This window comes from Methylobacterium sp. AC315, assembly GCF_979253755.1.
This window is the reverse complement of sequence record NZ_CEEDEA010000003.1, coordinates 100,441-112,326: the sequence shown is the minus strand read 5'-3', so window position 1 is coordinate 112,326 and position 11,886 is coordinate 100,441. Positions and strand designations below refer to the sequence as shown.

11 protein-coding genes are annotated in these 11,886 nt (G+C 65.5%); 3 read left to right on the top strand and 8 right to left on the bottom strand.

Annotation, left to right across the window (positions count from 1 at the left end; all coding sequences use genetic code 11):
- Positions 1–140: 140 nt before the first annotated feature.
- On the top strand, positions 141–1,640 hold the full coding sequence (locus tag AC0IY0_RS05720; protein ID WP_147906005.1) for an aspartate ammonia-lyase: 1,500 nt from the start codon (positions 141–143) through the stop codon (positions 1,638–1,640).
- A 185-nt stretch (positions 1,641–1,825) separates the two neighbouring features.
- Entirely contained in the window at positions 1,826–3,454 is a 1,629-nt protein-coding gene (locus AC0IY0_RS05715; RefSeq protein WP_471763280.1) for a methyl-accepting chemotaxis protein, read from the top strand.
- A 208-nt stretch (positions 3,455–3,662) separates the two neighbouring features.
- On the opposite strand, the gene AC0IY0_RS05710 is transcribed toward AC0IY0_RS05715, so the two are convergent.
- The 6 genes from AC0IY0_RS05710 to AC0IY0_RS05685 all read right to left on the bottom strand — a co-directional run bounded on the left by AC0IY0_RS05710 (position 3,663) and on the right by AC0IY0_RS05685 (position 8,385).
- The gene (locus AC0IY0_RS05710) at positions 3,663–3,848 is read right to left on the bottom strand and encodes a hypothetical protein (protein ID WP_471763279.1); all 186 of its coding nucleotides are present in this window, start codon (positions 3,846–3,848) and stop codon (positions 3,663–3,665) included.
- Positions 3,849–3,981: 133 nt separating this feature from the next.
- Positions 3,982–4,173, bottom strand: a complete 192-nt coding sequence (locus AC0IY0_RS05705; RefSeq protein ID WP_471763474.1) for a hypothetical protein — start codon at positions 4,171–4,173, stop codon at positions 3,982–3,984.
- 212 nt (positions 4,174–4,385) lie between these two features.
- Positions 4,386–5,324 carry an AraC-like ligand-binding domain-containing protein gene (locus AC0IY0_RS05700; protein WP_471763278.1) on the bottom strand — a complete coding sequence of 313 codons (939 nt, stop codon included), beginning with the start codon at positions 5,322–5,324 and terminating at the stop codon, positions 4,386–4,388.
- 185 nt (positions 5,325–5,509) lie between these two features.
- Entirely contained in the window at positions 5,510–6,415 is a 906-nt protein-coding gene (locus AC0IY0_RS05695) for an amino acid ABC transporter substrate-binding protein (protein ID WP_471763277.1), read from the bottom strand.
- Between the two features lie 63 nt (positions 6,416–6,478).
- A complete protein-coding gene (locus AC0IY0_RS05690; RefSeq protein WP_471763276.1) occupies positions 6,479–7,687 on the bottom strand; it encodes an aminotransferase class I/II-fold pyridoxal phosphate-dependent enzyme in 1,209 nt (402 codons plus the stop codon).
- A gap of 26 nt (positions 7,688–7,713) precedes the next feature.
- A complete protein-coding gene (locus AC0IY0_RS05685; protein ID WP_147940467.1) occupies positions 7,714–8,385 on the bottom strand; it encodes an RraA family protein in 672 nt (223 codons plus the stop codon).
- A 94-nt stretch (positions 8,386–8,479) separates the two neighbouring features.
- On the opposite strand from AC0IY0_RS05685, the gene AC0IY0_RS05680 reads away from it, so the two are divergent.
- Positions 8,480–9,382: a LysR family transcriptional regulator gene (locus AC0IY0_RS05680; RefSeq protein ID WP_147905935.1), complete on the top strand. Its 903-nt coding sequence runs from the start codon at positions 8,480–8,482 to the stop codon at positions 9,380–9,382.
- A gap of 729 nt (positions 9,383–10,111) precedes the next feature.
- Here AC0IY0_RS05680 and AC0IY0_RS05675 read toward each other — a convergent pair.
- Positions 10,112–10,741: a biliverdin-producing heme oxygenase gene (locus AC0IY0_RS05675; RefSeq protein WP_471763275.1), complete on the bottom strand. Its 630-nt coding sequence runs from the start codon at positions 10,739–10,741 to the stop codon at positions 10,112–10,114.
- Between the two features lie 351 nt (positions 10,742–11,092).
- Positions 11,093–11,761: a response regulator transcription factor gene (locus AC0IY0_RS05670; protein WP_471763274.1), complete on the bottom strand. Its 669-nt coding sequence runs from the start codon at positions 11,759–11,761 to the stop codon at positions 11,093–11,095.
- Positions 11,762–11,886: the final 125 nt, after the last annotated feature.

The following is an 11,886-nucleotide window of genomic DNA, read 5'->3' as shown; positions in this document are numbered from 1 at the left end:
CGGGACCACCCGTGAAGATGCCCGCCGCGTCCCCGACGGATCGAGCCAAGTACCGCCGCCGCGGGCGGCGAGCCCCCATCGGCACCAGCGAACGGATGGACAGCGTGAGCACCGAGACAGCGCAGGCCAACCTCCCGCCAATGACCCCCGTGGAGGATTCGACGACGGCCGAAGACCTGGCGCTCGCCACGGTTCGCACGGTACCGATGGACGGCGTGCGAACCCGCCGGGAGCACGACCTTCTCGGCGACGACGAGGTCCCGGCCGACGCCCTCTGGGGCATCCACACCAAGCGGGCGGTGACGAACTTCCCGATCACCGGCGTCCCGGTCGGCCATTTCCCCGAATTCGTCCGCAGCCTCGCCCTGGTCAAGCAGGCCGCCGCCCGGGCCAACAGGCGCCTCGGCTATCTCGATCCCGCCAAGGCCGACGCCATCGATCGCGCCTGCGCCCTCGTGGCGACCGAACCCGGCTACGCCGAATCGTTCGTGGTCGACGCCATCCAGGGCGGTGCCGGCACCTCGACCAACATGAACGCCAACGAGGTCATCGCGAACGTCGCGCTGGGCCTGATGGGGCGGAAGCCGGGATCCTACGAGGTCCTGCACCCCAACGACGACGTCAACATGGCGCAGTCGACCAACGACGCCTACCCGACGGCACTGCGGCTCGCGGTGATCCTCGCGACGCAGCCGCTGATCCGGGCGCTCGACGACCTCGCCTACGCCTTCAAAGGCAAGGCGGTGGAGTTCGCCGACGTGCTCAAGATGGGCCGGACGCAGCTCATGGATGCCGTGCCGATGACGCTCGGCCAGGAGTTCGACGGCTTCCACGCAACCATCAAGGAAGACGTGGCCCGCCTCGGCGAGGCGGTGGCGCTGTTCCGCGAGGTCAACCTCGGCGCGACCGCGATCGGGACCGGCATCAACGCCGATCCGCGCTACGCGGCGCTCGCCGTGGAGGAGCTGTCGCGCGTCTCCGGGCAACCGATGGTGCTGGCCTCGAACCTCATCGAGGCGACCTCGGACCTCGGCGCCTTCGTGCTGTTCTCTGGCGTGCTCAAGCGCGTGGCGGTGAAGCTCTCCAAGATCTGCAACGATCTCCGCCTGCTCTCGTCGGGGCCCCGCACCGGCTTCGGCGAAATCCGGCTGCCGGCGGTGCAGGCGGGCTCCTCGATCATGCCCGGCAAGGTCAACCCGGTGATTCCGGAGGTAGTCAACCAAGTCGCCTACATGGTGATCGGCCAGGACCTGACCGTGACGCTGTGCGCCGAGGGCGGCCAGCTCCAGCTCAACGCCTTCGAGCCGACCATCGGCTACTGTGTCCTGTCCTCCCTGCGGATGCTGACGGCCGCCATCGACACGCTGACCAAGCGCTGCATCGACGGCATCGAGGCGGACCGGGAGCGCTGCCGCACCCTCGTCCAGGGCTCCATCGGCCTCGTGACGGCGCTCGTGCCGACCCTCGGCTACGAGGCGAGCTCTCGGGTGGCGCAGCGCGCGCTCAAGGAAAACCGCCCGGTGGCCGACCTCGTACTGGAGGAAGGCCTGCTGACGCGGGCGCAGCTCGACCAGCTCCTCGAACTTGAAGCCATGACCCATCCGACCCGGCGGCAGAAGAAGGGCAGCGTGACGTCCTGATGTCCGGATTGCGAGACAACAGATCCTGCTGTGCACCCCATGCTTCGACGCGGACGTGCAGCAATGATCGATCGTGTCTCGAAATTTGAAACAACAAGTCGGGCATTCTCTGAAGTGGTGGAGAGGTATTTATTATCGTTTCATCACTATGATCTGCGTGTGAACGACGATCCCGAGCCGCAGCCATGAAACTTCTCGCCCGCCTTTCGATCAATGGCCTCCTGGTGCTGGCCGTCGTGGTCGCCGTCACGGCCCTGAACCTCGCGGCCCTGTCGCGCTTCCGGAGCGACGATGGGGAAGTCACCCGCGCGCTCGCGCTGCTCGGCGCCGCCCAGGATTTCGGCTCAGCCGTGACCGATCAGGCCGCGACCCTCGACGCGTACTCGGTTTCGGCCGACGCCAAGCTGAAGGACCGCTACACCGGCACGGGCGCGGTTCGGGTCGATGCCGCGCTGCACACCCTCGGCGAGCGGAGCGGCGACCTGATCGCGCCGGGCTTCCAGGCCGAGCTGCAGGCGGCGCTGAAGGATTGGCGGAGCGCGGCCGAGGTCGACCTAATGGTGATGACCCGGCAGGAGCCGACCCAGGTGGCCTATGCGCGGCTCTCGGCCGCCTCGGAAAAGCTGTCGACCCGCGTGATGGATGTCATCCGCGACGCTCAAACGAGAAAGGCCGACGCGGCGACGTCGATGGATTGGACCGCGTGGATCGGGCTGGCCGCCTCTGGCGGTGTGGTGTTCCTCACCTCGCTCTGGCTGCTGGGCACGATCCGCGGCCCGCTCGCCGGACTGACGGCCGCCATCGGGCGCCTGGAAGCGGGAGACCTGCAGGCCGCCGTGCCGCACCATACGCGGCGCGATGAGATCGGTGCGATCGCCAGGGCGATCGAGACCTTCCGGCACGCGCTGCTCGACGGGAGCGGGCTGCGGCAGGCCCAAGCCTTCGAGGCGGAGGCGCGCCTGGAGCGATCGCGCCAGCAGCAGGCCCGGATCGAGACGTTCCGCGCGGAGGTCGGCGACCTGCTGGCCCGAGTCGACGGCGCTCTCTCTGCGCTGGACGGGACGGCGCGGACGCTGTCCGACACGGCGGCCGATGCCGGACGACGCTCCAGGGCGGTCTCCGAGGCAGCCGGCCAGACATCCGCCAACGTCGTGGCGGTGGTCGCCGCGACCGAGCAGATGGGCGCCTCCATCGGCGAGATCGGGCGTCAGGCCCTGCGGTCGTCCGACCTCGCGCAGGGCGCCGTGTCGAACGTCGAGGGGGCCGTGACCCTGATGGCGCAGCTTTCTGCGGCGTCGGACGACATCGGCACCGCCGTCACGCTGATCTCGGCGATTGCCCACCAGACCAATCTGCTGGCGCTCAACGCGACCATCGAGGCCGCCCGCGCCGGCGAGGCAGGCCGCGGCTTCGCCGTGGTCGCGGGCGAGGTCAAGGACCTCGCGGGACAAACCGCCGAGGCGACCCGGAGGATCGCGGATCAGACCGCCCGCATTCAAGCCTCGACCGGCTCGGCTTCGATCGCCATCGCCGACGTGTCGGCCCGGCTGCGGGACATCGACGCCGTGATCGCCTCCATCGCGGCGGCGGTCGAGGAGCAGGGCGCGGCGACTCAGGAGATCGTCCGCAACGTCGGGCAGGTTGCCGAGGGCGCCGAGGGCGTCACCCACAACATCACCGACGTGGCGCGGGCCGCGGAGGCGACGGGCCGCTCGGCCGGCGATCTCCTGGCATCCCGGGACGCGCTGGAGCACCAGTCCCGCGCCCTCGAGGCGGGGGTGGAACGCTTTCTCCAAGACGTCGCGGCAGCTTGAATGTCGATCGGCATCGATTTTCATGCCGGCCCGCTTCGCGAACCGGAAAAAACGAGGCCGGCCCCACCGCCGTTGATATAGCTCCGGAGCCGGGCGGGCCTGTGAGGTAGGCCATCACTGGAACCGGATATGCCGACAGGGTCTCGAGAAACCCGGTGTCGGGCCGCGGAGAGCAAGTGGTCGGAGTTCGGACGGCAACCGAGTTGCCCTACGGATCAGCATGGCGCCGTGTCCGCTCGAACCTGTCGGCACAGGGCTTACTGAAAAGCGCGCACGGTGGCTGAGCGCCCGACGGTTCTGCCAGCATCGGCTCTTCGCCGATATCGCCGAGCGCGTGACGCAGGAAATATTGTGAACGCGGATTGAAGACGGGATCCGACGTGTAGCTGCTCATGAAAGCGCCACCGGGAGGTATGTCGCTCTCGGACCGGGCTGGCGTGACGAAGCCGGGCAAGGCAACGAAAATCAGGACTTTTCGGATCCTCCATGGAGGCGCTCATGGTGACGCCGTTGCCGAGGTTGGCCGTTTAGGCCAGCACGTTCGTGCTGAACGTGTCCGAACCGGCTGTGCCGCCGATCAGTTCGAAGTCGTGCGCGTAGAAATCGAAGAACGATGAGGCCCGATTTGGGGGCCCCAACGGGCGCGCCTTGGTGAGCCGCACTGGACCGATACGGGCTTGATCGATCCGACACGCCGCGAGCGCCTGACGGAACGGCACGGAGCGAGCATTTCAGCGGTGGTTTGGCAGGGCCAGACGGCTTCTCCCCGGTGATAACCGGGATGAGATCGCTCCGCTCCTGCCACGGCCTCGGCCCCGTCCAAAGGGCGGGCGTCGACCGATCGAGAACCGGGCCGCTTTCGGCACACCGCCGGGCTTCTGCTCAATCAGATCGAGAACGGTCGCCGACAACTTCAGGGGTCGATGGCAATTTACGGCGTGCTCATGAAAGCTGCCTGGCGATACTCGCTGGGAGCCATGCTGTGGTACTCCTTGAACCGCCGCGAGAAGTGCGATTGGTTCGCGAAGCCGCAACTATAGGCCAGGGCGCCAATGGACAGATGCGCGCAGCCCGGATCGGCTAGGCGTTTGGCGGCCGTTTCGATGCGGCGCTGCCAGATACAATCCGAGATGTGTTGGCCGCGCTCGTGGAACAGTTCCTGCAACCGACGCAACGACACGCCGATCGCCGCTGCGATCAGGGGCGGATCGAGGTTCGGATCGCTGAGATTGGCCTCGATGAACGCCCGAGCGCGCTGGACCACGACGGTGCCGTACATCGGTCGCGGCATTTCCTGCGCGAGGCGGTCGGCGAGGCAGGCGACGATGAGATCGATCCCAACTCCGACCATCCGCTCAGCACTGTGAGCCGACAGCCGATCGCTCTCGCGCAGCAAGTTTGAAAGGAACGAGCGGACCAGGATCGTGACCGGCTGGCGGCCGTCGACAGTCAGGCCGGCGAAAATCCGGGCTGGGCCGAGTGCGGCCTCCAATCGCTGCCGTGGGATCGCGATGGCCAGCACTTCGCTGTGCCCGCTATGCTCGATCGTCCAAGGCGTATTCGTGTCACGGACCGCGAAGTCGCCAGCCCTGTCGGTGCTCGATCGATCATTCTGATCCGAGCGCACGGTTCCGGACAGGACCATGCTCACGAACAGATGATCGGTCCGATGATTTTCGTGCCGGAGCGTTCGCGGCGTCGTCGATGCCTTGAGGTTTCGCAACGAGAACTTGCTGAAATCCAACCCGCCGACACTTGTCCCGTCGATCTGCGCCTCGAAGGACTCGTCACCGAGGCACGATTGTTCCATCGGAACGATACGGTCTTCGCAGACATCTTTCCAACGGCGAAACCGGTCTTTGGGGCGCATCCCGTCTGTCGAGAATATGGTCTGCATTGCGGTTGCCCTATGCACATCGGGCACATTCGTCCTTCCCCGGAACGAATGCGGCGGCGACCGATCAGAAAGCGATTACGTCGCTCAGGTACCCGTGACGGCGCTCGACGCGACACGATCCAACGTCGCGTCGAGGATGAATGACCGGCGGCGCCGCTTTACTGGAGGTAGGATGTCGGATCCGGGTTGTCGGTCGGCTCGGCGTAGGCGCGCTTCAGTTCCGGCGACATCGGGACGTTGTAGGTGATCCCACGCGGAGGCGTCGGCGACAGGAACCACTTGTCGTAGAGGACCGTGATTTCAGGACTGTGGTAGAGATCGGCGGTGGCCCGATCGACCAGCGCCTTGAAGGCCGGATCGCCCTTGCGCAGCATGATCCCGTAGGGCTCCGGTTCGGAAAACGCCTCGGTGCTGATCTGATAGAGCCCCGGATCCTTCGACTGCGCGATCGCGATGCTGAGCTGGACGTCGTCGAGCACGAACGCCGCCGCACGACCGTTCTCCAGGAGCAGGAACCCTTCGGCGACGTCCTTGGCCGACTGGATGTTGAGGCCGAGCTTGCGTTCGGTGTTGGCCTTGTTGAGCATGATCAAGTTGGTCGACCCCGCCACCGCGGAGACCGTCTTGCCCTTCAGGTCGGCGATCGTCTCGATCTTCTGAGCCTTCTTCGAGGCGAAGCGGGCGGCCGACAGGAAGTGCGTGTTGGTGAAGGCCACCTGCTTCAGGCGCTCGACGTTGTTGGTCGTCGCGCTGCATTCCAGATCGATCGTCCCGTTGGTCATCAGCGGGATCCGGGTCGCCGAGATCACCGGCGCCATTTCGACTTTGAGCTGCGGCAGCTTGAGTTCACGCTTCACCGCGTCCGCGATCGTCAGGCAGATATCGACGGCGAAACCGACATAGTTCTGTTTGTCGTCGATGTAGCTGAACGGCGTCGCCGCATCCCGGACACCGAGGACGATCCGGTTGTTGTCCTTGACCTTCTTCAGGGTGCCGTTGAGTTCGTCGGCCGCCGCCGGTGCGACCAGCAGACTAAGTGCAAGCGTGGTCTTGAGCAGGCGCACGGTAACCTCCCTCTAATCTATTGATACATGCGAAGCGTAACGGTGGGGTCGAGCCAGATGCCGTCAGTCGAGCGTCGCGACCACACGGGCGATCGCCGCGCAGCCCGCTTCGATGGTGTCGAGTGAGGCGGCGAACGACACGCGAAGATAGGGACTGAGCCCGTAGGACGTGCCGTCCATCACCGAAACGTTGCCCGCGCTCAGCAGAAACTGCGAAACGTCGAGATCGCTCCCGATCGAGATCCCGTCCGGGGTGCGCCGACCGATCAGGCCGGCCACGTTTGGGTAGGCGTAGAAGGCCCCGGCCGGGCGCCGGCACGCGATGCCCGGGATGGCGTCGAGCAGCGCGACGGTCCGGTCGCGGCGAATCTCGTAGGCCGTCCGGGCTTCCACCACGAAGGCCTGGTCCCCCGACAGCGCCGAAGCTGCCGCCGCCTGGCCGATCGAGGACGGACAGGTGGTGCTCTGCGACAGGAGTCCGGTCATCGTCCGAACGAGCAGGGGCGGACCCGCGGCGTAACCGATCCGCCAGCCGGTCATCGCGTAGGCCTTGGAAACCCCGTTGATGGTCAGCGTCCGGTCCAGCAGGGCCGGGACGGCGCGTCCGAACGACAACGGGCTCATGCCATCGTAGACGAAATGCTCGTAGATCTCGTCGGTCATCACGAGCACGCGCGGATGGCGCGCAAGAACGGCGCCCAGCGCGACCAGCTCCGCGGCGGTATAGACCGCTCCGGACGGGTTGTTGGGCGAATTGAGCACCACCCACTTGGTCCGCGGTGTGATCGCCGCCTCGAGTTGAGCGGGGCTGAGCTTGAACCCGGCCTCTTCGGGGCAGGACACTACCACCGGTACGCCGTCGTGGAGGGTCGCCAGATCCGGGTAGGACACCCAGTACGGAGCCGGCACGATCACCTCGTCGCCCGGGTCCAGCGTCGCTGCGAAGGCGGTCTGGATAAGCTGCTTGGCACCGCAACCAACCACGATGTCGTCCGGGCTGTAGCTCAGGCCGTTCTCACGGATAAGCTTGTCGGCCACGGCCTGCCGCAGGCTTAGGGTGCCGTTTGAGGCGGTGTAGTGCGTCTCCCCGGCGCGCATGGCGGCCTGGGCCGCCTCCATGATGGATCCGGGGGTGACGAAATCGGGCTCGCCGACCGTGAGGTCGATGATCTGGCGTCCCTCGGCACGAAGCTGTGTGACCAGGGCCTTGGCGGCGATGCTCGGCGAGGGCCGGATGCTCGCTGGCCGACGGGCGATGAGGGTGGTGCTCATGATGGAACTCGTTCCCCGCGGTACGCTCAGATTGAGATGCCGAAGCTCTCGAGGGTGCCGTGAAGCCACGCTTGGCGGGCGGCCCCGGAGGCGATCTCCGCCATGATCGTTTGCTCATGGCGAAGCTTCGACCGCGCGCCCGTGATGACGGCGGGGAGCTGGTCCGGGGCGAAGGCAATCAGGCCGTCCTCGTCGCCGACGATGACGTCGCCGGGGGCGATCGGTTGACCGCCCACGCTGACCGGGACGTTGAGCAGGGCCGGTCCGGACTTGTAGGGTCCGCGGTGGACGACGCCGCGCGCATAGCAGGGGAAATCACCGGCCGCGAAGGTTGCCACGTCGCGGATGGCGCCATCGACGATGAAGCCGGCGCAGCCCCGGGAGACCGCGTAGGCACGCATCAGGTCGCCGCACAGAGCGTTGTTGAGGTCGCCGCCGCCATCGACCACGAGGACGTGCCCCGGCTGCATCAGCGCGAGCGCGTGATAGAACCCCAGATTGTCACCCGGACGGGACTGCACGGTGAACGCGGTGCCGACGAGTTTTCCGGTACCGTTGTAGCGGTTCAAGCCGACCAAACCTGCTAGGCGGTGCAAGTTGTCGCTGAGCAGAGGCGTGGCTAGATCCTGCAGCGCATCACGATCGGCGGATGCGAGGACGGCGGGTAGCGCGTCCGAATGCTTGAGATGAGAGGGCATCTGGTGATCTCCGTGCCGCAACCATCCCATGTAGCCAACCCGCCGAAAAGCGATTAATAATCGCCCACTATCAATCGAAAAAGCGATCGATCGCGTGGCGACCCTCAAACAGTTCGAAGCCTTGCGCTGGATCGCTCTGCTCGGAAGTTTCGAGCGGGCCGCGGATCGGCTGAACACCACGCAATCGTCGGTGTCGAAGCGCATTCACGAACTGGAAGCATCCCTCGGCACACCACTCTTCGACCGCAGCCAGCGGGGCGCCCGGCTGACGGAGAAAGGCAAGAGTATCCTGGCGATCGGCGAGGAGATGCTGGCCTTGCGCGATCGCGCCGTCGCGGTCGCCACGAGCCGCACGACCCTGATCCGTCATCTGCGCTTCGGGGTCACCGAGCTGACCGCGCTCACGTGGCTGCCGCAGCTCGTGGCCGAACTGCGGGCAACGTATCCGAACATCGTGCTCGAACCGGAAGTCGAGCAGAGCACGACGTTGTTCGACAATCTCAAGAGCGGGGCGCTCGATTTCATCGTGACGCCCGACGTGTTCCGCCAGCCGGGCTTCCGAAGCGTCGCACTCGCCAGTGTCCGGAGCGCCTGGATGTGCAGTCCTGTCCTGTTGCGGGATCGGGGCGTCGTGGAACTGGCCGAGCTGGCGCAGTTCAGCATCCTGACCCAAGGTAACCGCTCCGGATCAGGCGTCGTCTTCGATCAATGGCTACACGCCTGCGGCGTTTCCCTGCCGCACATGATCCAGAGCAACAGCTTTGTCGCCATCGTCGGGCTGACGCTTGCAGAGGTCGGCATCAGCTACCTGCCCGAGCGGTGCTTCGATGGGTTGATCGAGCGCGAAAGATTGCGGGTGGTCGAGACCAACCCGCCCCTACCCCCGATCACCTATGTCGTGACTTTTCGTGAAACCGAATCCTTCAACACGACCGAGTCGATTGCGCGGATCGCCCAATCGACGTGCAATTTCACAAGGCCCATCCAATGGGCCTGATATTCCCTCAATCCGTCCTGACCATCGGAAGTCTGCCTGCTGAAGCAGGGTTGTACGCACTGAACTGCCGGAATGGGCGAAAAGCCCTCGGTCGTCGCCATCTGGGCGTCATCAGCCCTCTTGGGAGTGGTCCGCCCTGAAGTCTGGATTTTAAGCCGACAGAGAGCGGTATCGGTGGCTCACCGACCCAAGCCCGAGGCGTTCGTGAGCAAGCTGAGTCAGGTCGGCATGCCAGCTTCTGGACTCGATCAGCACCAGAAGGCGACCGATGACCTCGGAACATGGTCGCCAGCAGCAACCGCTCCGGTTCGCCCCGTCGAATCTCAGATGCCGCGCTACAAGAACGCGATGAATCCTCGTCGCCGGCGATGGGTCGTATCGGTCGGATCCCGCCCCGGAAACCCGCATCTTGGCTCAGCGTCTGGCGAAGGCATGGCATGACGCCAGTATTCCCGCTGCACCTCCAGCATGATGCGGATCCTCTCCTCGGCTGAAAACCTGCCGCGCTGGGCGGCGGATGTCGTTAGATCACGGCGTCTGCCGGCTTTCGCGCCGGCCCGGATGTCTGTTTCATCGTCACCCCTGGGAGGTACGATGGACCAATCATCCTGCGTCCGCGCATACCCTCACTGTGTCTCGGAAGGGCTGACGGTGGGCACTCGGCGGTTTGGGCATTCGCCGCGCTCCGAAGCCCTCACGCTTGGAAGCGATGAACCGCCCGCCGATACCTCACGCGAACGCGTCTCCGACCAACCGATGCACGAACCGGAACGCGTCAGATGCGCCGTCGATGGCCCGCTGCTCGCCGCTCGCAGAGAGCTCGATCAGGTCGAGGGCACCCGCAAATTGACGCCAATGCAGGCCCCGTCCATCCGGGTGTCCAGCGAGGTGGCGGGCGCCATGGGCCTCCGACAGGCCGAGTGCCCGGGCTTCCTTGAGCAGGATGGCCGCGCCGAGATTTGAACCCTCGGCGACATAGAGCCAGCCGAGGTCGCCCTCCGGATCGATTGCGGCGGGGCTCTCCACCGGCTCCTCCGGGATGATGCCGTTCACGTCCCGAATATCCTGTTCGATCAGGGCGAGCCGACGCCTGCCGGTCAGATCCGGGAGCATGCGCCCGAACGCCCCGTCGAGATAAAGGCGATCTACCACCGTGTGGAACCGGTATTGGATTTTGAGAAAGAGTCCATACCGCTCGAGATCGGCGAAAGGCCGGCAGGCCATGATGCGTTTGTCGAGTTGATCGTGCGCCGCCGCCGTGGCGGATCTCAAGCGCTTCACACGGCTGTCCGGCGACGGCGTCTCCGCGCGTGCAATAGCTATCGTTTCCACGTTCGTTCTCCTGTGGGGTGGGGTCAACGTGCGCGTGTGGGGGGGTCGGCACCCGTTCGGCGAAAGCGCCGCACGCAATTCGGATGTCGCTGCCCATGAAGCCGTCGCACGGTTCATCGCGCGGGCGAGCCGGGCGCGTTCTTCCGTCTCGCCTGGCCGGGTGGGGAGGCGGACCTGGTGAGGACCGCCGGCGCGGCGCTCCAACGTCGATGGTTCGCACCGATGCGCTGGCGCGGGTTCGAGCCTCGAGGGCCTGCTCGCGGTCGCCATCAGCGGAATGCGAATGGGCTGGCCCGTCATCGATCGGCCGCGCTCAAGGCGACCATCACCGGACCGACGCGTCTGGAGCGATTGGCCCGCGGCCGGTTCAGCGTTGGGCTAGCCCAACGCGTAGCCGACGGAGCGGACGGTCCGCAGAAGCGGATAAGACTGATCCTTGTCGATCTTTGTCCGCAGCTTTGAGATGTGGACATCGATGAGGTTGGTTTGGGGAAAGAATTGCAAGCCCCAGACTTTTTCGATCAGCATGGAACGCGTCACGTTCTGTCCCTTGTTCTGCATCAGCACATGAAGCAACTTGAATTCCTTGTCCGTCAGATCGATGCGGACGCCCCCGCGCCTGATATCGCGGGAGACGGTGTCCATAACCAAATCATCGACGACCAGTCGTTTGTCATCACGGTCGCCGTAACCCGGACGGCGGGCCAGATTTTCCAATCGGACGAGCAATTCGTGGAAATGGCAGGGCTTGCCGAGATAATCGTCGGCCCCGGCCCGGAGGCCATCCACCCGCGCCTCGGGGCTGTCGAGCGCCGACAGCATCAGGACCGGCGGATGCGGCCGGGCCTTGAGGTCGGCCAATACGTCGAGGGTGCTCGTGCCCGACAGTATGCGGTCCAGCACGACGACGTCGAACGCCTCCTCCTTGAGGCTTCTCAGGGCGCATCCCTTCTCGGCCACGAGACGGCACATGTGCCCGCAGGACCGCAGCTTGGTGCCCAGCCAATAACGCTCCTGCGCGTCATCCTCCACGACGAGAATATGCATTTCCCCGAAACGCCTTGAGCTTCTAAAGGTCTTCCCGTCGATCCCAGCCCCGGATTATCCGGCTTGCCTTCGTCCATCCGCGAATAGACTGCCACCAACCTGTTCGTGTCACGCAATGCCGATGT